Source organism: Acinetobacter bereziniae (assembly GCF_016576965.1).
In the GTDB taxonomy this organism is placed as follows: Bacteria; Pseudomonadota; Gammaproteobacteria; order Pseudomonadales; family Moraxellaceae; genus Acinetobacter; species Acinetobacter bereziniae.
The window spans coordinates 1,330,188-1,353,077 of record NZ_CP066119.1 but is presented as its reverse complement, the minus strand read 5'-3'; the positions used below and the strand labels follow the sequence as shown (position 1 = coordinate 1,353,077).

The following is a 22,890-nucleotide window of genomic DNA, read 5'->3' as shown; positions in this document are numbered from 1 at the left end:
ATATTTCCTTAAATCAAAAAGCAAGATTATCCAATTTGCTGGATCGGGAGTTGCATACGAATACATGTCCCTTGATTATTCTTCGCAGAAGAAGCCATAATTTTACCCATATGTGCGCCAATAATCGCTTTGACAATTGTTAATCCAAGCCCTGTACCATATTGTCCTCGATCACCACGCTCCATGGTGTAGAACATATCAAAAATTCGCTCACGCTCATCTTCAGGAATACCCTGTCCTTGGTCACTGATTGCAATTTCAATTTCATTCTCACTACATTGTACAACGTCGATACATACTGCTTTATGTTCTGGCGAAAACTTAGCAGCATTTTCAAGTACATTGAAAATAGCCTGTTCAATCAGTGCGGCATGAACATATAAACTTAAACTCTGCTCAGGTAAATGTACTTCAACGATACTGTGTGGCATATAGCGTTTTAAACGACGCACTGCTGAACCAATTAACTCATCTACACCAATCCAATCCCGTTTAAGACTAAGACCCTCATGTCCTAAACGCGTCATATCGAGTAAATTTTGGATATAACGGTCTAAACGTTCACCTTCTAAACGGATGGCTTCCAATAAACTGTCCTGATCTTGTTCATCCATAGAATGACGGTAATTGGTCAAAGTATCTGCTGCACCAATCATAGACGCTAAAGGCGAGCGTAAATCATGTGACACCGATGAAAGCAAAGCTGAGCGCAGTTTTTCAGTTTCCGAATTAATATTGGCAATTTCCAATGCTTTGCTCAGTTGAGTTCGAGAAATTGCTTGAGCAATATATTCAATCATTGTTTCGGTTAATTGCTTTTGCTCAGTATTTAAAACGGATAAATGCTTGGGAAACTTGATTCCAACGACGCCTAAACATTGTTTAGATGCCAACAAGGGCAAAAACCACCAGTCATTTTCAGTTAGAGTTTGAGTAAATCGTCCTGAAGGTTGATGATTTTTAAAGGTCCAATCTGCTGAAATTTTCTCTTTATCACTGATGGTCAATAAAGGACTTACTTCAGCAGACAAACCTGGAAAATAAAACCAGATTTCAGCATTTAAATTTTTACTTAGGCTATTTTCTGCAATCTCTTGAACCTGCTTCAAATCTACGGCGACAGAAAGCTTTTGTCCCAAATCCTGCATAATACTGTTATAACTATTTGCCGCTTTTAACGCGACAACTTGTTCTTTTAAACGTGAAGCCAAACGGCTGGAAATTAAAGCAGCACCCAGAAAAGCGACCACAGTAATCACGCCTTGATGTGCTGAAATCTGAAAAGTAAACTTTGGTGTAATAAAGAAAAAATTATACGCCAAGAAAAATAGAATCGCTGAAAAAACCGCCGCCAACATGCGTGTTTTCGATGCAACAAAAACCACCGCGGTAATAAAAATCACCGACAGCTCTTCAATACCTAAATATTCTTCACCTAGACTCGCAATGAAAATACTCATCACCGTCGTCGATAATACGTAAAATATTTCTCTTAGATTTAAAAACCGACTTTGTTCAAGAATCGTAGAATATGGTTTATTTTCTGCAACAATCGGCACCATACTGAGTTCAAAACTCGGTTGATATTTTAATAATTGATCTACAAAATTCTGCTTAAATTTTAAATGGAATTGAAAGCTCTTTGCCTTAGGTTGGGTGAGTACCAATGTCGAAATACCCCGATCAATCACATAATCAAACAGCGTTTTTGCATGTTGTTTACCATAGAGAATTTCTGTCATTCCGCCCAATTGACGGGTCAAATTTAACGCTCGTTCGATTTCACGTTGCTGAGAATTTTCAGATTTATAATGAATTTGAGAATCTTCTGAAAATGCAACCACAGTCCAATGTGCTTGACGATTTTCAGCTATACGGCAACCTGCCCGAACTAAAGCCTCTGCATGCCCTCCACTATCTAACATAATCAGAATATGGTTTTTCAAAGGAATGGGAACAAGTCCCTGTATCGAAAAATTTTCTCGAACATCGCTATCGACATGACTGGCAACGGTTTGCATCGCCAATTCACGTAAAGCTGTCAGATTGGAATGATTGAAAAAGCGCTGTAATGCTTGTTGTGCTTGTTCAGGGACATAAACTTTACCTTGATTTAAACGCTCAAGTAACTCACTTACAGGTAAATCAATTAAACGAATATCTCGAATACGCTCAAATACACGATCTGGGACTGTTTCAGCCACACGAATCCCTGTAATTTGAAATACCACATCATTTAAACTTTCCAAATGCTGAATATTCATGGTGGTAAAAACATCAATGCCTGCATCCAACAATTCATTGATGTCTTGCCAACGCTTTTCATGGCGGCTATTTGGCATATTGCTATGGGCAAACTCATCCACTAAAGCAATACTGGGTTTGGTTGCAAGAACAGCATCCAAATCCATTTCTTCAAGCTGATGCCCTTGATACTCAATGATTTTGCGTGGAATAATTTTCAAGCCTGCAAGCAAGTTTTCTGTTTCGACACGACCATGCGTTTCAACATAACCGATCACAATATTGTTGCCCTGCAAGGCTAATTCATGTGCACGCACCAACATGGCAAAGGTTTTGCCAACACCCGGAGCAGCCCCCAAAAAGATGGTGAGTCGTCCAGATTGATAGCGTTGGGTATGTTGTAACAAGACATCTGCTTTATTATTTCGATCATCTACCATAGCGCTAGTGTCTTCCAAATATTGGCAGTGATGCCATCCTTTTTAAATGTGATTAAATCAGTTTGCTTTACTTATCATGCTATTGGTATCTATTTTATGCTGTCTTTTCAAGTTTAGAACACAAGAAAACATTGAAGCAGAATGCGATAAAAATCAAATGCTCCATTAAATTTTTATCACATCCTGTACAGCCTCTAAAAATAACCGATCCAATATGGTCTGTTGACATTTCATAAATGGTTTGCGTTGTAGGTTAAAATTGAGCAGGCATGAGGAGTATACTCCGCAAGGAAATGAAGAAAATAGCGAGACTATTTTCAACTTTCATAACATAGGCTGAGATAATTTTAGCCACAACCCTTCGGGACTAGCGTGTTTTTTGTCGCTTCGTCGTTACGAACTACTCATTTAGAACGACTAAATTTCGTATTTCGCGCCTAGAATCGTCTAAAAAACACACTTAGTCGCAAACCTAGACGAATTGCCAACAGACCCTAATAAACTTGGCAATCTAGTGGATTATTTTCCAAGCTGATCCAGCGCTAAATTTAATTCTAGAACATTGACTCGTGGCTGCCCAAAAATTCCAAAAGTAGCTTGAGTGGTATATTCCTCAACAAATTGCACTACATTTTCTTCAGTTAAATGACGTGCTTTGGCAACTCGCTTAACCTGAATCATTGCAGACTGAACACTAATTTCAGGATCAATACCACTTCCCGAAGCAGTCACTAAATCCGCAGGAATTTTGGATTTTTCAACATGCTCTTGCTGAGCAATTTTATCCAAGCGTTCCGCAACAATATGATGTAATTCAGGATTGGTTCTTGCCATATTACTCCCTGCCATGTTCATGGGATCATAGTGTGCAGCCGATGGTCGAGCTTGGAAATATTGCGCTTGTTGAAAAGGCTGTGCGACTAGACGAGAGCCCAATACATGATTTTTTTCAATCAACAGACTTCCGTTGGCTTGTTCAGGGAAAATCAGTTGCCCAAGCCCAGTAGCCGCAGAACTATAGACAAAACCGCATAGCCCCAAAGCGACGAGTGTCAAACCAAATGAAGCACGAATTAAACTGGATAATGATAAGTCAACATTTTGATGCGTTTCAGTATTCATTTGCATATTCCTCTCTCAGTTTACAGTGCAAGCAATGGACTGATCATCAAATCAATCAATTTAATTGCAATAAAGGGCAGAAGCACACCACCAACACCATAAATCAGCATATTACGGCGTAACAATTGGGTAGAAGTTGCAGGTTTAAACTTTACCCCTCGTAGAGCAATTGGAATCAATAACGGTATAATGATGGCATTAAAAATGAGTGCTGAAAGTATGGCACTTTCAGAACTACCCAAATGCATGACATTCAAACTATTCATTTGAGGAATGGCTGCCACAAATAATGCAGGTAAAATAGCAAAGTATTTGGACACATCATTCGCCAATGAAAATGTGGTCAAAGCACCTCGGGTAATCAGTTGCTGTTTACCGATCTCAACGACAGACAAAAGCTTGGTTGGGTCTGAATCCAAATCCACCATATTTCCGGCTTCTTTGGCAGCCTGTGTTCCCGAATTCATTGCCAGACCAATATCCGCTTGCGCCAATGCTGGCGCATCGTTGGTACCATCCCCGACCATAGCAACCAAATGCCCTTTATTTTGCTCAGCACGAATACAGCTTAACTTATCTTCAGGTTTGGCTTCTGCAATATAGTCATCTACCCCTGCTTCTGCTGCGATTGCAGCTGCAGTCAATGGGTTATCCCCTGTAACCATCACAGTTTTAATTCCCATTTCACGCAAACGTGCAAACTTTTCCTTGATTCCTTGCTTAATCACATCAGAAAGTTCAATGACCCCAAGAATATTTTTGTCTTTTGCAACGACCAGTGGCGTTGCACCTTTGGATGCCACCTGCTCTACACGAGTTTTTAACTCACTATGACTTTCTAGACGCTGTGATGCAAATTGAAGAATTGCATCCAATGCTCCCTTACGAATTTGATGTCCATCACTTAAATCTATGCCTGAGATGCGTGTTGATGCACTAAAGGCAATAAACGCAGCATGCTCAGGTTCGCTCACACGTTCCCCCAACTCTTTTGCCAAGGCAACCACTGACTTTCCTTCGGGCGTAGGATCTGCAAGCGATGTTAATATGGCAGCTTGACGAAGTTCTGATTCAGTTACTCCGACTAAAGGATAAAAGGCTGTTGCTTGACGGTCGCCATAAGTAATCGTTCCTGTTTTATCCAACAGCAACACATCTACATCACCTGCAACTTCAACGGCTTTACCCGATTTCGCAATCACATTGGCTTTTAATGCTCGGTTCATCCCAGCAATCCCAATTGCTGGCAATAATCCGCCAATCGTGGTGGGAATTAAGCAAACCAGCAATGCTACTAATACAATCGGATTGATTTCGATTTTTAAGAAATGTCCAATAAACGGTAAACTGAGAACCACCACGATAAAAGTTACAGTCATGACGGTCAGTAAAATACCCAAGGCAATTTCATTCGGTGTTTTTTGTCGATTGGAACCTTCAACCAATGCAATCATACGATCTAGGAAACTATGCCCAGATTCGGCTGTAACTTGTACAATGATCTGATCAGTTAAAACTTTAGTTCCGCCGATCACGCCAGACTTGTCTGTTCCTGCTTCACGTAACACAGGTGCAGACTCCCCAGTAACCGCAGCTTCATTGATGGTGGCAAAGCCCTCAATAATTTCTCCATCCGCTGGAATCAATTCACCTGCACGAACTTCAATCAAATCATTCATTTTTAATTGGGTTGCTGCAATCTGCTCACCCTCTGTATCTGTTTTAGATTTGAGTCGTCGTGCGGTCAAATTTTGGCGAGCTTGTCGTAACGAAGAGGCTTGACCTCTCCCCTTCGCTTCCGCAATTGCTTCGGCATAGTTGGCAAAAAGTACGGTGATAAATAATATCAAGGTGACTGATAGACCAAATAACACATTTGCTTTGCCCATCACTGTACTGATCAAAGTAATGATCGTACCCAGCCATACGATTGCCATAACAGGATTTTTTATCGCATGTTGTGGGAGTAATTTAACCCATACATTCTTCCAAGCTTCAGCTTGAAAAAGCGTAGAAGATTTATTTGTATTCAATTGTTTTGAAGGATTCATTTGATTCACCCTAACCTTGTACCAATAACAGATGATCAGCAATCGGTCCTAAGACCAGGACTGGCATAAATTGTAATAAGGTCAACATCACCACAATGGCAATCAGCGTAAAAGCAAATGTTGGGGTCTCAACTTTTAAACTGCCTTTGCTTTCAGGCGCTTGACGTTTAGCAGCCAAACGTGCAGCAATAATGAGCGGTATGATTAAAGTCGGAAAGCGACCAAGTAATAAAGCAATGACACATGTGACATTCCACCACACCGTATTGTCTGCCAAGCCTTCAAAACCAGAACCATTATTGGCAAAAGCAGAAACATATTCGTACAGGACTTGGGAAACCGCGTGATATTGTGGATTACTGTTACCCGTCAATTCAGGGAAAAATAAAGCAATTGAAGTTAAAGTGAGAATCACAATGGGTTGAATCAAAATCACCACTGCCAATAATTTAATTTCGCCTGCTTCAATCTTACGTCCGAATAATTCAGGAGTACGTCCTGTCATTAAGCCTGCAATAAAGACAGCCAAAAACAGATAAATAATGAATTGCTGTAAACCACAACCAATCCCACCCCAGATGGCATTTATCAGCATGTTGGCGAGCGCCACTAGACCTGTTAAAGGGGATGCCGAGTCATGCATCATATCCACTGATCCATTGTTGACTTGTGTGGTCACTGCTGCCCAAAGTGCGGAAGATGCTTCACCAAAACGTAGTTCCTTTCCTTCCATTGCATAAAGTTGTGATGCCGTAGAAGAAAGGCTTTCAGACCAAATCGCAATGGTCGCAGAAAGCACGGACATGAACAGCATTGAACCAAAGACAAAGCCTGCAAATCTTGCGCGTTTGGTGAAAAAACCCAACATGAAAATAACAGAGACTGGAATCAGTAAAATGGCGATCATTTCTAAAAAGTTAGACAGTGGCGTTGGATTTTCTAAAGGCACACTACTGTTTGGTCCATACCATCCTCCCCCATTACTACCGAGTTGCTTAATGGCAACCATCGGTGCAACAGGACCTAAAGGAATTTTTTGTGTTTTTAATTCAGTGGATTGATCTACTACTTGAACGTCTGGACCACCTTGAAAGGTTGCTGGAACGCCTTGGCTATTCAATAACAATGACCACACCATACACAACGGAATCAAAAAACGAAATGTAGGGCGAATCACATCTGCCCAATAGTTCCCGACATTTATTTTTTGAACTTTACTATTAAATGGTATTGAATGATCTGCTGTGGAAAAATCATTTGTTGGTAAAGAGAATAAAGCACGGACTGTTGCAACAACCATCGCCAACCCCATCATCGGAGTGATGATTTGCAAACCAACGATCCCCACCATCTGAGACAAATATGACAATTGGCTTTGACCAGAGTAATGCTGTTGGTTGGTATTGGTTAGGAATGAAACCATCGTATGCAGTGCCAAATCCCATGACATATTAGGTGCATGATTTGGGTTTAGTGGCAGACTGGCTTGGAACATAAACAACAACCAAGTGATCAATCCAATCACCAAACAACTGATCACAAAACTCAGTGAATAGGTTTTAACATTCATCCCCTGTTTAGGGTCTGTCCCCAATAGCGCATAAATCGGCTTTTCAATCCAATTGAACAGTGGGTCAATTTTCATCTTGCGATTCTGCATAATCCATGCGAGATACTTTCCTAAGGGATAAGCCAGTGCAGTCACAATGACCAAGAGCAAAATAAACTCTAACATGACCTTGCTCCTTGGTTTGAAAGACTGAGCTGAGACATGCCAATCCTATTAATTTGGGCATGTTTTTTAAGTTTTTGTCGTAAGCATATTTTTGGATGCTGTACTTGTTGATGCGCTATATATTTAGCACTCATCTTTTCCATCCTAAACACTGGGATATTCCATTTCTCAGTATCGGAAAATAGCCCGTAAACTCTCTATTCACGGTCAGATCAACCGCGTAAAAATTTCGTAAAATTTTGTCTTTTTTCATTTATAAGTAGCGTTAAATACATTAAAAAGGTTCAATTTTTTAAATTCTTGCTTATTTCATTTATGGAAAATTTTGAACTAGTCAAAGCTTTGTTTTTGGGGCTTATTGAGGGTCTGACCGAGTTTTTACCGATTTCCAGTACTGGTCACTTAATTCTATTTGGGCATTTGATCGACTTCCACTCAGATTCAGGTCGAGTATTTGAAGTGGTGATCCAACTCGGGGCAATCTTGGCTGTATGCTGGTTATATCGTCAAAAAATCATCGAATTAGTACGCGGCTTTTTCTCAGGTGATGTACATGCTAGACGTTTTACAATCAATGTCTTGGTTGCCTTTATACCCGCTGTGGTGATTGGTGTACTTGCTGTTGACTTTATTAAACAGGTGCTGTTTAGCCCCCTAGTTGTTGCTTTTGCTTTAATTATTGGCGGTTTGATTATTTTTGCCGTTGAAGCCAGAAAGTTTGAGCCGAAAACCATAGAAGCAACCGACATCACCTTGAAACAAGCTATTTTGGTGGGTTTTGCACAATGCGTTGCCATGATCCCTGGAACTTCACGTTCTGGCGCAACGATTATTGGCGGAATGTTATCGGGCTTATCACGAAAAGCAGCCACTGAATTTTCATTTTTCTTGGCAATGCCAACCATGTTAGGTGCTGCAACCTATGATTTAATTCGTAATGCTGATGTTTTAACGTCTGATAATCTGATGAATATTTCAGTAGGCTTTGTTGCTGCATTTATTGCCGCTATTTTGGTGGTAAAAGCTTTGGTAAAATTTGTTGAAAAACATACATTAAGAGTCTTTGCATGGTATCGTGTTGTATTGGGTATTATTTTATTGATTGTATTTTTATAAAAAATTTAAATCGTTTGAACTGGCTATGATCTGGTTGTTATGATTTTGCCCTACCTCTATCGACCCACATTCACTGTGGGTCTTTTTTTAAGTTTAAATTCCCTGAATAGTTTAGAAATATCTTAAGTACTTTAAATCATTGAACATGGTCAATATGAAAACTCTACAGGGAATAACATCATTCTCGCTCATTATTCCTGACTATGAGCATTCATTTCATTTTGCGAAAACGCTTCATATTGAGTTTCATCCCCTAACTCATCTGGACGACCAAAACCATATCGAGTACCGAATTGAGACAGATAAACGCCAATATTAGGACGTGGATTACGTGTTGGAAATACTGTAGAAATCGAGTGTTTATATATGATCTGAATTTGCCCCATAGTATTTTTTAGCAAAACAACATAAGGGTCAAAAGACTCAATATGTCCTTGTAGTTTAATTCCATTGACTAAGAAAATATAAACAGGGATATGTTCTTTTCGAAGTGCATTCAAAAAAGGATCTTGTAAACTTTGATTTTTTGACATTTTTTCAACTCCAAAATTTAAAATAGGGAGCAGACTCGACTAAGTTGTTAAAACTATTCATCCATGAAGCCCACACATTATGTTGTTCAAAACTAGACCATAGCGTGTAAGCTCCTACTCATGTCTCAGTGTTGCATCCCGATTTTCATTGGATTATTTAGAAGTTTTATTTGACATCTTTGAATGATCCATTTTCGACATATCAGTCGAGTTTCCATGCTGATGTTGTGAATGATCATTTTTTTGAGTTTTACTTTCCTTGGTTGGTTTACAAGGCTCTTTACACTTCTCCTGTTTTTTTACTGTAGTTTTACCGTCAGCTGTTTTATGTTCATCACCATGTGCCCAAGTTTGTGTACTGCCGATTAATGCACCTATACACATGAATACCATTACACTTTTACTGAATATTTTTTGCATTTTGTCACCCAAGTTGGCTTTGATTCGCTCTACAATAAGACAGTGACTCAAACTTCAAGATGACATGAAAATGACATTTATGTCATTCATGGGCATGTTTGCTTTTATAACGTTATGATGACACCGAATGAGATAGACACTTGAGGAAATTACAATGAGAATTTTATTGGTCGAAGATGAACAAAAAACTGGTGATTATCTCAAACAAGGTTTATCTGAAGCTGGTTATATGACTGATTGGGTCACAGATGGACGCATGGGCAGACATCAAGCGCTTTACGAAGAATATGACCTTATTATCTTAGATGTCATGCTGCCAGAGCTAGATGGTTGGCATATCATTCATGATGTCCGTAAAAGCGGAAAAACCATGCCTATTTTGTTTTTAACCGCACGTGATCAAATTGAAGACCGAGTTAAAGGACTGGATCTAGGTGCAGATGATTATTTGGTTAAACCTTTTGCCTTTGCAGAATTATTAGCACGTATTAAAAGTCTGCTTCGTCGTGGACAACAAAGAGAAGACAGTAACTTAATTCGGATTGCAGATCTTGAGCTAGATTTAAGAAAACGTCGTGTTACCCGCGCAGGACAACGTATTGATCTCACTGCAAAAGAATTTGCACTGATGGAATTATTTATGCGCAGACGCGGAGAAATTCTTCCTCGAGCACTCATCGCATCGCAAGTTTGGGACATGAACTTTGACAGTGACACCAATGTGGTTGAAGTTGCAATTAAACGTTTGAGAAATAAAGTCGATCAAGATTTTATGCCAAAACTGATTCAAAATGTTCGCGGAATGGGCTATGTGCTTGAGGTAGAAGATGAGTAATCGTCTGTTTAATGCTTTAAGTTTTAGAATTGCCATTATTTTTTCTTTTTCTACCATTACTATTCTAATGACAATGGGATTGGTCATCCATAAAGGCGTCACACGGCACTTTGAGAAAGAAGACCAAAAGTTACTTGATGGAAAAATCCAACTCATTCATAGCCTATTAGCGCAAAACCCCACCGACTCGTTTGAGCTGTCCATCTCATTAAATGATGCACTCATTGGGCATGATAATCTGATTGTTCAAGTTGAACGACCAACAGGTAAGATTATTTTTAGTTCAACCAATGCCATTATTGCCACACAGAAAAACACCAAATCTCAGCACTATCCGTGGATTGAATGGAAAGTACAAGATAAAACCTATCGTGGATTTATTTATAAAAAAAATATTAAAAGCAATAATATTATTCAATCTACCCAAATTCTAGTGGGTATCGACACCTCCGAGCATTTAATCTTTTTAAACGAGTTTAAGCGCCAACTGTTTTATATCGGTTTAATTGGTACACTGTGTTTGATGTTTTTAGGTTGGTACGCCGCATGGCGTGGCTTACGTCCTGTGCAAAGAATGGCGAAAGTCGCAGAAAGTATTTCCGCACAACATCTTTCTGTTCGTTTAGAACTTAAAAATACTCCTTTGGAATTAAAACCTTTGACCATTGCATTTAATGAAATGCTCGATCGTTTGGAATTTGCGCTGGAAAAGCTCTCAGACTTTTCATCAGATTTAGCCCATGAAATCCGCACTCCGATCAATAACTTAATGACACAAACACAAGTTTGTCTGTCTCGTAGCCGTGATATAGATGCCTATAAAGAAGTTTTATTTTCCAATTTAGAAGAGTTTGAACATCTGGCAAGAATCGTCTCGGATATGTTGTTTTTAGCAAAAGCAGAAAATGGTTTAACTTTAGCCAAAGTTGAACAGATTGATTTAGCTACAGAAATCGAAGCATTATTTGAGTTTTATGATGCACTAGCTGCGGAAAAAAATATCCGTTTTGAACAATCTGGTTCAGGTAAAGTCAATGCCGATCCAACCATGTTACGTCGTGCTTTGAGCAATTTATTTTCCAATGCGATTAAATATGGAAAAGCAAATTCAGTCATTCGTGTTAAATTTCAACAACAAACAGAAAATACTTTATTTTCGATAGAAAATGAAGGTCCTGCCCTCACTTCAGAACAATTATCACGTGTATTTGACCGCTTTTATCGGACTGATGCATCTCGTCAAAGAGTTGAAGATGGCACAGGGCTTGGTCTGGCAATCACCAAGTCAATATTGGATATGCACAACGCACTGATTTATGCAGAATCTAGAGATGGGCTGGTGATTTTTTCGATTATTTTTAAGAATTAATACTTTGACCAAGTATTTCAATCACAGTTGCAAATCAATAGGTAAAGATCGTCAATCCATTTGATTCTTCATACAAGTGATTCGATTTCAATTATTCATATTCAATAAACTTTATGCTTTTATAAAAATGATTAGACACTTTTAGAGATTTATTTTTGAATCATAAGTGGTCTTTCTATCGTGAGGCGACATAGATGTCGCCATGTTGAGCGAGGGTATAAGTTTCCCTCGCTCAATAGGGTAAAAACCAAGTACGGTTTTTTACAGCACACGTTTTAACAACCTCTCAGAATATGAACTTTTTATGCACTTAGCCGTAAACGTAATGCATTTGCGATCACGGAAGCAGAACTCAAACTCATTGCAAGCGCAGCGATCATTGGAGACAACAACCAACCTGTAAAGAAATAAAGCGCTCCTGCGGCAATAGGTATTCCCAAAGCATTATAAAGAAAAGCAAACATCAAATTTTGCTTCATATTTTGGACAGTTGCTTCAGAAAGTGCGCGCGCAGTCCCAATTCCTCTAAGATCACCCTTAACCAAAGTGACTTGAGCGCTATTCATTGCAACATCAGTACCTGTTCCCATCGCAATGCCAACATCAGCTTTTGCTAAGGCTGGTGCATCATTAATGCCATCTCCTGCCATTGCAACAATGCGCCCCTCACTTTGTAATTTACTGACCAAATCAAGTTTATCTGAGGGTTTAACTTCGCCATAAACTTGGTCTATTCCCAGTTTTACCCCCACTGCACGAGCTGTGGTCATACCATCGCCTGTTGCCATTACGATCATCACGCCATCTTTCTTTAAAATTTCGATCGCTTCCGGCGTGCTGCTTTTTATGGGATCAGAAACTGCCAGTAACCCCAACAGATGCCCATCAGCTGCCAAATACATAACACTAGCGCCTTCAGATCTTAATTTCTCTGCTTGAGACACTAAAACATCAACAGAAACATCCAACTGTTGCATTAAAGCAGTATTACCAAGCGCTAAGCTCAAACCTTCTACTTTGCCCATCACCCCGATACCAGAGTCAGAGTCAAAAGATTCAGGTGTAGTTAATTCAATATTTCGTTCACGGGCAGCGTGTACTATGGCTTCGGCTAAAGGATGCTCACTTCCTTGATCTAAACTTGCAGCCAAACGTAATACATCATCACTTGAAACACCTTCTGTGGCAATAACACGATCAAATCTCGGCTTCCCTTCAGTGAGCGTCCCTGTTTTATCAATAATTAAGGTATCGACTTTACGTAAATTTTCAATTGCAGCAGCATCGCGAAACAGCACGCCCTTTGTCGCCCCATTTCCAGTTGATACCATAATGGACATGGGCGTCGCCAAGCCCAGAGCACATGGACAAGCAATAATTAAAACAGCAACAGCATTGATTAAACCATATACCCAACTTGGATCAGGTCCGAAAATCCCCCATCCGATGAAAGTAGCAATCGATACGCCAATCACAACCATGACAAATTTTCCTGCAACTTGATCTGCCATACGTTGCATCGGTGCCTTTGATCGCTGAGCTTGCGAAACCAACTGCACAATTTGGGAAAGCATGGTCGCAGAACCCACTTTTTCTGAACGTATAATCAATGAGCCACTTGTATTTAAAGTCGCTCCAATCACTTGATCTCCAATTTTTTTATTGACAGGTAAAGGTTCACCAGTCAGCATAGATTCATCGATAGAGCTTTGTCCCTCTACAATAACGCCATCAACGGGTACTTTTTCACCCGGTCTAACTCTTAATACATCTCCAACGTGTACAGAACTCAGTTCAACATCTTCTTCAGTTCCATCAGCATTGATTTTTCTTGCTGTTTTAGGGGCAAGACCAAGTAATGATTTAATCGCGGCTGAAGTTTGGGAACGGGCTTTTAATTCTAAAACCTGTCCTAATAAAGTCAGTGTAATGATTGCGGCAGTTGCCTCAAAATAGACCGATACACGCCCCATGGAAACGAAAGAGTCAGGAAAAACCTGAGGAGCTATTGTTGCAACTACACTATAGACAAATGCAGCACCTGTTCCTAAACCAATTAATGTCCACATATTTGGATTTCGGTTTACAACGGACTGCCAACAACGAATAAAAAATGGGCGACCTGCCCAAAACACGATAGGTAAGGTTAAAACCAACTCAATCCAACTTTGCGTCGACATCTTAAACCAGTTCACTTGATGACCAAACATAGCAAGAAAAACAACAATAATGGTGATTGGTAAGGTCCACCAAAAACGCTTTTGAAAATCCTCTAATTCAGAATGATCTTCATTTTCTAAAGTGGGCAATTCTGGTTCTAAGGTCATACCACATTTAGGACAATTTCCTGGATGATCTTGTCGAACCTCAGGATGCATCGGACATACATAAATTGTCGCGGAGTTTTGAAGAGATTGATCCTTCTCACTTGGCTGAGCAGAATGGTGTGAATGACTTGCCTTTTCATGTCCTACTGGATGTTGTATTTCCTTATTGCTGGAGATGTATAAATGTGGAGCTGCGCTAAATTTTGATTGGCATTTCTCACTGCAGAAATAATACGTTTTCCCTTCAAAATCATGCTGAAGCGCATTTTTTATATCTACATTCATATTACAAACAGGGTCTTTCATAGAGTTTTCTATAGTTTGCACTTTTTGTTCGTGTTCCATATTTCTCTCCGTGATTTTTTTCACATGCTCTTTAATTTAATACTTCGATTGTTGTGACAGATGTTCCTTTCTACACGTTGTTGGCTTCAATAGTGTTCAAGCCGACAATTTATCATCGCACATTATTTAATTTTACTAAACAACAGAAATGTAATTTTAAAGTCATACTATTGTATGTTTGGATATTGAATAATTGAATAGTTAAGCAATCGTAGAGACTGAGGTGATACGGTTGCTTAACCATTATCTTATTAATAGGAAGTTTCATATGCGCTTTTTTCAAAAGAAAATCTCGACAGTATCCAGCATATTTCTTGGTATTACGCTGCTTTTCACAGCAACCAGCGCACTTGCTCATGTAAAATTACTCAGCGCAGTTCCAGCCATGAATGCAACTGTGACGGATCAACCTAAAAACCTCACTCTCAATTTTGGAGAAGAGGTCATGTTGATGAACATTAAGTTAATAGATGCTCAACAAAAAAATATTTCCCTGAACTATAAAGTGAATCATGACCTTAAAAAATCCTTTAATGTTCCAGTTCCAAATCTTAAAAAAGGAAAATACACTGTGACATGGACAACCATGGGCAAAGATGGGCATAACATGAGTGGTGAGTATAGTTTCACGCTCCAATAAAATATTTGAATCGTCAATGAAACACCAGCAGATTTCTAGCACCGTATTGATTTGGGAAAATCATGATTTCTGAATATTGGATTGGATTAACTTGGCTGAGCAAAGTCACTTTGTATTTAAGCATGGCATTTATTACAGGTGGCGCATTTTGTTACTTGTTATTTAATCGTTTCATCTCACTGAAAAAAAGCATTCTTCAATATATGTGCTTTGGAGCAGGTTTAGGGCTGATCTCTAGCATTGCTGGTTTTTTCATTCTGGTCGGTAGTTTTGCAGATTCAGGGTTTGCTGGAATATTCAATACGACGTATATCCAGATCCTCTTGAATACAGTTACTGGTCAAATGTTGATTGGACGTATCCTTATTTTTCTCGTTCTTCTGCTTTTATTGTTCATCAAGTTCACTCAAAAAACCACACAGACGTCTATGTTTGAACGATTTTTATTTGGGCTATTCTTGCTACCGCTTGCCTATAGTTTTTCTCAAACTGGGCATGCAGCAAACTTACCTTTTTTTGCTCAAATTCTACTGACAGTTCATGTACTATTCATTTCCGTTTGGATGGGTGCTTTATATCCATTATTCAAAGCTACCCGTCAATTGGAAGGGCTTGCTTTGAAAGACCGTACACATTTATTTGGGCAGATTGCTGGATTTATTGTGGGCATCTTAATTGTTTGTGGTGCAAGTGTTGCGGTGCTTTTATTTAAAGATATTGATACCTTGACCAGCACCCCTTATGGCTATGGATTTATACTCAAAATCTTGTTTGTTGGTTGTATATTGCTTCTCGCTGCATTTAACAAATGGTTTTTTACGCCGCAACTGCACAAACCTCAATTTGGACGATATCTGGGTTATGCCATTTTGTTTGAAATGTCGATTGGGTTAATGATTCTGTTTACCACGGCATATATTACAACAGTCGTCGGGATTGAATGAGTGCCCTATACGGACTGACCCTGTCATCCTTTTTGCCTTACTTATTTCAAAATGCAAGACTTACTGTTCTTAGACTGTATTGCCTCATCTTCAGTCTTACTTCTTTGTAAAGCCCATCCAAATATTAAATAAAGTATCAGCTTGTTTGGCTTATATTTTTAAGGATACATCTTACACAATAGTCAAATCGTCTGATGATTCACATAAGTAATTTTATTTCGATCATGCATATTCAATAAACTTTCTGTTTTTATACAAGTTGTTAGATGCTTCAGTGATTCATTTATTTTTGCAAGCATGGATGGGCATTCTATCGTGATGCGAGATGGATATCGTCATGTTGAGTGGGAGTGTATGAGCAAAAACAAACTCTGATTTGTTTGCAGCATAAGAATGCGGTTAAACAAAAAAATGATTTAGGCAAAGTGAGACATCATCTATACAACGTTATTCAAACTTTAGATGTAAAGCATGGCAACGAAAGCTAAATATTTTTAAACAATAGATTCATCTCATTCATTTTATTGATCAAGAGAAATTCTATTTTACGATATGAGTTTTACTACAGATTGATTATATTTCGCTTGACCTTCCCATGATGGAAGAGTTTAGGATTAAATCATTCAAGAAAATAGTAAGGTATAAATGATGGCAAATTCTCCATATAGTACTGATTCTGATTTAAAAATGAACTTACAAATCGAGGGGATGACATGTGCCAGTTGTGTGGGTCGTGTAGAAACTGCGCTTAAAAAAGTGGATGGTGTAAAAGATGCTGTCGTAAACTTAGCAACAGAGCGCGCAGATATTTCACTCGATAAACCAATACAACGTCAACAGCTCATTCAAGCTGTTGAACAAGTTGGTTATGATGTTATCGATGAAAAAATTGAATTCTCCATCGATGGAATGACCTGCGCTTCCTGCGTAAGTCGTGTTGAAAAAGCATTAAAAGCAGTTGATGGCGTAAAAGAAGCGGTTGTGAATTTAGCGACTGAGCGCGCAACTGTCAGTGGTCATGCCAGCGTCGATGCACTCATTGCCGCCATAGATCGAGCCGGCTATGATGCCAAACAAATCCAAAATGCAGTTCCTAATCAAACACAGCATCTTGAGAAAAAAGATAAAGAACGAAGTGAATTAAAAAGAGATTTAACGTTAGCAACAGTTCTTGCTCTCCCAGTTTTTATACTAGAAATGGGTTCGCATATCTTCCCTAGTCTGCATCACTGGATTGCACAAACCATCGGTATACAAAATAGTTGGTACCTACAATTTTTTCTGACCACGTTAGTACTGATTATCCCAGGTCGTAGATTTTATGCACATGGTTTTCCTGCTCTGTTTCGCTTTGCGCCAGACATGAATTCACTGGTGGCTGTAGGTACATTAGCGGCCTATCTTTTTTCTCTTGTTGCCACATTTGCACCGCAGATTTTACCCGCTGGCACCGTCAACGTTTATTATGAAGCGGCAGCTGTTATCGTTGCCTTGATTTTACTTGGTCGTTTTCTCGAAGCAAAAGCAAAAGGAAGAACTTCCGAAGCCATACAACGCTTAGTCAGTTTACAAGCAAAAATCGCACATGTATCGCGTAACAATCAAGTCGTCGATATTCCTATAGATGAAGTAGTTGTAGGTGACTTTATCATTGTGAAGCCAGGTGAACGAATTCCAGTCGATGGCAAGGTGGTGGATGGGCAAAGTTTCGTTGATGAATCCATGATTACTGGAGAACCTATTCCTGTTGAGAAAAAGGTTGAAAGTGATGTTGTCGGGGGTACTATTAATCAAAATGGTACTTTGACCTTTACTGCTGTTGCTGTTGGCGGTGAAACCATGCTTGCTCAAATTATTCGCTTAGTTGAACAAGCACAAGGCTCTAAAATGCCGATTCAAGCTGTGGTTGATAAAGTCACATTATGGTTTGTTCCTGCCGTAATGTTGGCAGCGACACTCACTTTTTTAATCTGGCTTATTTTTGGTCCATCACCAGCCTTAACTTTTGCTTTGGTCAATGCTGTGGCTGTCTTGATTATCGCATGCCCTTGTGCCATGGGTTTAGCAACACCAACATCAATTATGGTGGGTACAGGACGCGGTGCTGAATTAGGCGTGTTGTTCCGCAAAGGTGAAGCATTACAACTGCTTAAAGACTCTAAAATTGTTGCTGTAGATAAAACTGGAACTTTAACAGAAGGTCGTCCCGTATTAACGGATTTTGAGGTCACTCAAAACTTCAAATATGAACATGTTTTAAGTTTGGTCGCAGCTGTAGAGTCGCGTTCCGAACATCCGATCGCGCAAGCAATCGTCGATGCAGCAAAACGGCAAAATCTTAAACTCTCTCGTGTGGATAGTTTTGACTCTGTCACTGGTATGGGCGTTTTAGCAACGATGGATGGGCATACGATTCATGTCGGTGCAGATCGTTACATGCTTCAGTTAAATGTGGATATTTCACCATTTGCAAATACCGCACAACGTTTAGGAGATGAGGGAAAATCTCCACTTTATGTTGCGATTGATCACGAGTTAGCCAGTATTATTGCCGTTGCTGATCCAATTAAATCCACCACACCAAGTGCAATTAAAGCCTTACACCAATTGGGTCTCGAAGTCGCGATGATCACAGGTGACAACGCGCGTACAGCACAAGCCATCGCGAGAAAATTAGGTATTGATCAAGTGATCGCAGAAGTCCTACCCGAAGGAAAAGTAGACGCGATAAAACAGCTAAAAGCACAACATGGCAACATCGCTTTTGTTGGAGATGGTATCAATGATGCACCTGCTTTGGCGGAAGCAGATGTTGGTCTTGCAATTGGTACAGGAACAGATGTTGCGATCGAATCCGCAGATGTCGTATTGATGTCTGGAAACTTACAGGGTGTTGCCAATGCGATTGCATTGTCCAAAGCAACCATTGGTAATATTCATCAAAATCTATTCTGGGCATTTGCTTACAACGTTCTGTTAATCCCCGTTGCGGCAGGGCTGCTTTATCCTGCTTACGGTATTCTTTTATCCCCCATATTTGCTGCAGGTGCAATGGCATTATCAAGTGTATTCGTTTTAGGAAATGCTTTACGTTTACGTCGGTTTAACCCGACGTTGACTGCACAATAACATCCAAGGAGACTCAGATGAACATTGGAAAACTGTCTAAAGCTGTCGGTATATCTGCCAAAATGATTCGCTACTATGAACAAATTGGTTTAATTCCCGCTGTCGGACGCAATAATTCAGGTTATCGTTCATACAGTGCTCAAGATGTAGAGCGCTTAAAATTTATTAGAAAATCAAGAACATTGGGTTTTTCAGTCAGTGAAATTACCGATCTTCTCGATTTATGGAATGATAAAAAAAGACAAAGTGCAGATGTTAAAAAATTAGCACAATCTCATATTGAAAAACTGGAATTGCGGATTTTTGAATTGCAGAAAATGACGGAGACTTTACAGAATTTAATCAATTGTTGTGCTGGCGACCATCGACCAGACTGCCCTATTCTTGATGGATTGCAGACAACAGATCTCGAAATAAGAGATGTGCATCACCATAACGATACTTTATCCCTGTCACCACTTGGCACATCCAAAGCTTAAATCTTCATCTATTTTTAACCCGAATCCGGAATAAGAAAATTGTTAAAGAATAGGCATTTGAGTCACAATTTAATCACTACAAAAAAATTGAATATACTCAAATGCCTATATCGATATACAGCTTATATGACTTTTTTGCTTAATTGATGATTTTTGTTCAGATATTTCCGATGATATTAAGCAATATATGTTCACTCATAGCAAAACAAATTGAGCGTTCAAAAGTATCATCCGTTGGAATCGCCTTCATTGACTCTACTAAACTTGCTGTATGCCGTAACAAAAGAATAAATCAACATCGTGTATTAACTGATAGTGCCAGTCGAGAAAAAAGTTCAGTAGATTGGTTTTATAGCTTTAAATTACATTTAATTTGTGACCAAGTTGGACAATTCGTTTCTTATTGTATTACAACAGGTAACGTGGATGATCGTAAAGTTTTACCTGATTTAGTTCAGTCATCAAAACTAAAGGGGAAACTGTTTGGTGATCGTGGTTATATTGGCGAAAATTGGAAAGTTCGTCTTGCTGAGATGGGTGTTCAACTCATCACACGAATTAAAAGAAATATGAAGCCACAAGCTTTAGACCCACTTGATCGTGCGGTATTAAGAAAGCGAGGCATTATTGAATCACCATTTAATTTAATGAAAAGTCAATTTGATCTTGAACATACACGACATCGATCAAAAATAGGACTGCTAACCACGATATTTTCAGCTTTAATGTTGTACGCCTTACTACTTGTAAAAGACGATAACTCAGAAATTCAACAGATTTTAGCTCCTCTTAAATTAAAATCCTTTAAGCCGAATTCACGTTATTTTTAGTTTATGTGAATAAATATAAAAAAAGCTACTGACCAGAGTAGCTTTTTTATGCCTCAGATTTTATCGTGCCGGATAGCCAATTTCAACGAGCATCCCTCTTACATCTTCTTCAGTCACGATTGTACTGACTTTCAAATGACGGTTCGGTGTATCCGCGATAATTTCTGCGTCCTCGTCTAATGTTTGAATCGCTTTTGCTATACGGCGCACGCACGCACCACAGGTCATATTTTCAACATGGAATTCCATATTTGGCTCCTTAATTAATCGTAAACTCATGATAAAAGTTGCCATTATTGTAAGGTCAAGTGTTTGAAATCATTTCTTTAACGATCATTGTAATTTTAAAATAATCAGGATGAATGACTTTAATTAAATGCATTTATTTATCTTTAAAGCTTGTTCATATTTAATACATCTTTATCCTTTTAATGATGCATTGTGTATAAATAAAAATTTAAATAATTTTTTAAATTAAAAATCAGTACTTAAATAAAAATGTTTACTCAAACAAAATCACGCAATATCAAAAAATTTACTTAAAAAATCAACAATAATCAAAATTTTTATCATAAAAACCTTAAAACGACCAACATACAAAAAAACTCATTAACATATCTAACAAAACAACTTAAGCAAAAGAACATGCATTACTTATAATTAATAAAAAATATGACTTTTTGTAATGCAAAATTTAAAGTAAAACAATAAAAATCAATTTTATCGCTATAAAAAAAAGGTATTACATTTTCTCAATCATACACTTGATAAATCATCAAATTAATAAGATTGCTAAGAATAACTTCACTATATAAACTAATCTTGTTTATTCATATAAATATAACCTCAAACCCAAAAATATAGAGCAAGGTCTTAAATGGTTAAAAGGATTTCACTAAACTCATTTAAGTTTTTTTATTATGTAGCGATGTATGAAAGTGTGACAATTGCCTCAGAAAAGCTTTTCGTTACACAAGGTGCGGTTAGTCGACAAATAAAAAACTTAGAAGATGATTTGAATACAGCTCTTTTCATCAGAAAAGGAAAAACGTTAGATTTAACCAATGAAGGGTTGTTACTTTTAAATTGTTGTCAAGGTATTTTTCATGAGATCGATAAATGTCTTATTCGACTAGACAATAAAAAAGAAAATATCAAAGAATTGGTGGTTTCTTGTGAATCCACATTATGTATGAAATGGTTAATTCCTAGGCTAAAAAACTTTAATGAATTAAACAGTGGTTTTGATTTAAAGATTACTACAAATGATAGATCTATAAATTTCAATAATACAGATATCGCCATACGCAGGGACGATATTAATTGGAAAGAGCATATTTATAGCATCAAACTCATGGATGAAACCATGTTCTTTGTTAAAAATTCAACCAAAAGTAATAATAACATTCTAATATCATCATCAAGACAGAAGTTCTGGGGGACTTTATTAAAGATCAATCATATTAGAGATAAGATCACCCAGCTGAACTATAAAGAGCTTGATCATTTTTATCTCTGTATCGAAGCATGCTTATCTGGTTTAGGTTCAACGATTGTGTCTGGATACATGATAGAAAAATACTTAAATAACGGTAACTTAGAATCAATAACAGAACCATTTCAAGATGGCTCTTCCTACTATTTACTGTCAGCATCGCCTTTAGAAGAGGATTATCGCAAAGTTGTTTTCAAAAACTGGTTAATTGAGGAGATAAATAAGACACAGTTAAATTTAGAAAAGTTTTATTATCAAAAAAAAGCATTTAATTAATGAGATTCATCATTCAATAAAATCATAAAAATCATAAAAATTTACTCAATTAAATAAAAAATTTAGATATGAGAAAATAATCAAAAGGAGAAACTAAATGCTTAAACCCAATATTTCATTTAAAACCAAGAAGTGGACTTGCAAACATTGTGGTCTACTCAAAGATATTTCAAAATGGCGAATTAAAATTGGTGACTCCGTTTTTTTTAATACGGGGCATCTTGATAAAAACTTTGAATATATTAAAACAACGACTCATGGCATTGTGATTGATCGGCAAAATAAATTTCTAACTGTATTAGATCAAAACAAGAATCAAACCTACTTTATTGACCAAAACGAGGTCTATCTAACAAATTCTCCTGCTTTATTTTTATATCACATGTATGGAAAGTGTGCCTGTAAACATGATAAAAATTAAATAAAATAGATGATTTTTACGAATCTTTACGACTAAATGCATTGCGACACATTACAAAAACTTTTAATATCTATTAAAATAAAATACTAATACTTGATTCAGGTGATCAAGTAAATCAACTAATTCTATGTATGGATTA

At 38.0% G+C, this 22,890-nt stretch carries 17 protein-coding genes and 1 pseudogene; 10 read left to right on the top strand and 8 right to left on the bottom strand.

Annotated elements, in window-relative coordinates; genetic code table 11:
- Positions 1 to 26: 26 nt before the first annotated feature.
- The 4 genes from I9192_RS06160 to kdpA all read right to left on the bottom strand — a co-directional run bounded on the left by I9192_RS06160 (position 27) and on the right by kdpA (position 7,592).
- Positions 27 to 2,684 (bottom strand): sensor histidine kinase, encoded by a 2,658-nt coding sequence (locus I9192_RS06160; protein WP_005030502.1) that lies wholly within the window; start codon positions 2,682 to 2,684, stop codon positions 27 to 29.
- Between the two features lie 519 nt (positions 2,685 to 3,203).
- Positions 3,204 to 3,806: a potassium-transporting ATPase subunit KdpC gene (kdpC, locus tag I9192_RS06155; RefSeq protein ID WP_004828681.1), complete on the bottom strand. Its 603-nt coding sequence runs from the start codon at positions 3,804 to 3,806 to the stop codon at positions 3,204 to 3,206.
- 20 nt (positions 3,807 to 3,826) lie between these two features.
- Positions 3,827 to 5,857 carry a potassium-transporting ATPase subunit KdpB gene (gene kdpB / locus I9192_RS06150; RefSeq protein WP_005030503.1) on the bottom strand — a complete coding sequence of 677 codons (2,031 nt, stop codon included), beginning with the start codon at positions 5,855 to 5,857 and terminating at the stop codon, positions 3,827 to 3,829.
- A 10-nt stretch (positions 5,858 to 5,867) separates the two neighbouring features.
- A complete protein-coding gene (gene kdpA / locus I9192_RS06145) occupies positions 5,868 to 7,592 on the bottom strand; it encodes a potassium-transporting ATPase subunit KdpA (RefSeq protein WP_005030506.1) in 1,725 nt (574 codons plus the stop codon).
- 315 nt (positions 7,593 to 7,907) lie between these two features.
- Between kdpA and I9192_RS06140 the strand changes: the two genes are divergently transcribed.
- Positions 7,908 to 8,708, top strand: coding sequence for an undecaprenyl-diphosphate phosphatase (locus I9192_RS06140; protein ID WP_005030508.1), 801 nt, complete (start codon positions 7,908 to 7,910; stop codon positions 8,706 to 8,708).
- A gap of 191 nt (positions 8,709 to 8,899) precedes the next feature.
- On the opposite strand, the gene hfq is transcribed toward I9192_RS06140, so the two are convergent.
- Positions 8,900 to 9,241: an RNA chaperone Hfq gene (gene hfq / locus I9192_RS06135; RefSeq protein ID WP_005030511.1), complete on the bottom strand. Its 342-nt coding sequence runs from the start codon at positions 9,239 to 9,241 to the stop codon at positions 8,900 to 8,902.
- A 153-nt stretch (positions 9,242 to 9,394) separates the two neighbouring features.
- Positions 9,395 to 9,661: a hypothetical protein gene (locus I9192_RS06130; RefSeq protein ID WP_200150215.1), complete on the bottom strand. Its 267-nt coding sequence runs from the start codon at positions 9,659 to 9,661 to the stop codon at positions 9,395 to 9,397.
- Positions 9,662 to 9,815: 154 nt separating this feature from the next.
- Between I9192_RS06130 and I9192_RS06125 the strand changes: the two genes are divergently transcribed.
- On the top strand, positions 9,816 to 10,496 hold the full coding sequence (locus I9192_RS06125; protein WP_004828666.1) for a heavy metal response regulator transcription factor: 681 nt from the start codon (positions 9,816 to 9,818) through the stop codon (positions 10,494 to 10,496).
- Positions 10,489 to 11,865 carry a heavy metal sensor histidine kinase gene (locus I9192_RS06120; protein WP_200150214.1) on the top strand — a complete coding sequence of 459 codons (1,377 nt, stop codon included), beginning with the start codon at positions 10,489 to 10,491 and terminating at the stop codon, positions 11,863 to 11,865. Before I9192_RS06125 ends, I9192_RS06120 begins: the two co-directional genes overlap by 8 nt.
- A gap of 302 nt (positions 11,866 to 12,167) precedes the next feature.
- On the opposite strand, the gene I9192_RS06115 is transcribed toward I9192_RS06120, so the two are convergent.
- Complete coding sequence (locus I9192_RS06115; RefSeq protein ID WP_200150213.1) at positions 12,168 to 14,537, bottom strand: heavy metal translocating P-type ATPase; 2,370 nt, start codon at positions 14,535 to 14,537, stop codon at positions 12,168 to 12,170.
- Between the two features lie 268 nt (positions 14,538 to 14,805).
- On the opposite strand from I9192_RS06115, the gene I9192_RS06110 reads away from it, so the two are divergent.
- From I9192_RS06110 to I9192_RS06090, 5 genes and pseudogenes are all read left to right on the top strand, one after another.
- Positions 14,806 to 15,177, top strand: coding sequence for a copper resistance CopC family protein (locus I9192_RS06110; protein WP_009586473.1), 372 nt, complete (start codon positions 14,806 to 14,808; stop codon positions 15,175 to 15,177).
- Positions 15,178 to 15,239: 62 nt separating this feature from the next.
- A complete protein-coding gene (locus tag I9192_RS06105; protein ID WP_058971354.1) occupies positions 15,240 to 16,121 on the top strand; it encodes a copper resistance D family protein in 882 nt (293 codons plus the stop codon).
- Positions 16,122 to 16,769: 648 nt separating this feature from the next.
- Positions 16,770 to 19,250 (top strand): heavy metal translocating P-type ATPase, encoded by a 2,481-nt coding sequence (locus tag I9192_RS06100; RefSeq protein ID WP_200150212.1) that lies wholly within the window; start codon positions 16,770 to 16,772, stop codon positions 19,248 to 19,250.
- 17 nt (positions 19,251 to 19,267) lie between these two features.
- Positions 19,268 to 19,729, top strand: a complete 462-nt coding sequence (gene cueR / locus I9192_RS06095) for a Cu(I)-responsive transcriptional regulator (RefSeq protein WP_005030526.1) — start codon at positions 19,268 to 19,270, stop codon at positions 19,727 to 19,729.
- Positions 19,730 to 19,871: 142 nt separating this feature from the next.
- Positions 19,872 to 20,559: pseudogene (locus I9192_RS06090) on the top strand (IS982 family transposase).
- 60 nt (positions 20,560 to 20,619) lie between these two features.
- Here I9192_RS06090 and I9192_RS06085 read toward each other — a convergent pair.
- Positions 20,620 to 20,838, bottom strand: a complete 219-nt coding sequence (locus I9192_RS06085) for a heavy-metal-associated domain-containing protein (RefSeq protein WP_227561647.1) — start codon at positions 20,836 to 20,838, stop codon at positions 20,620 to 20,622.
- 598 nt (positions 20,839 to 21,436) lie between these two features.
- Here I9192_RS06085 and I9192_RS06080 point away from each other — a divergent pair.
- Both I9192_RS06080 and I9192_RS06075 read left to right on the top strand, forming a co-directional pair.
- Positions 21,437 to 22,330, top strand: coding sequence for a LysR family transcriptional regulator (locus I9192_RS06080; protein ID WP_100884711.1), 894 nt, complete (start codon positions 21,437 to 21,439; stop codon positions 22,328 to 22,330).
- A gap of 97 nt (positions 22,331 to 22,427) precedes the next feature.
- Positions 22,428 to 22,751 carry a hypothetical protein gene (locus I9192_RS06075; protein ID WP_004828645.1) on the top strand — a complete coding sequence of 108 codons (324 nt, stop codon included), beginning with the start codon at positions 22,428 to 22,430 and terminating at the stop codon, positions 22,749 to 22,751.
- The last annotated feature ends 139 nt before the right edge of the window (positions 22,752 to 22,890 follow it).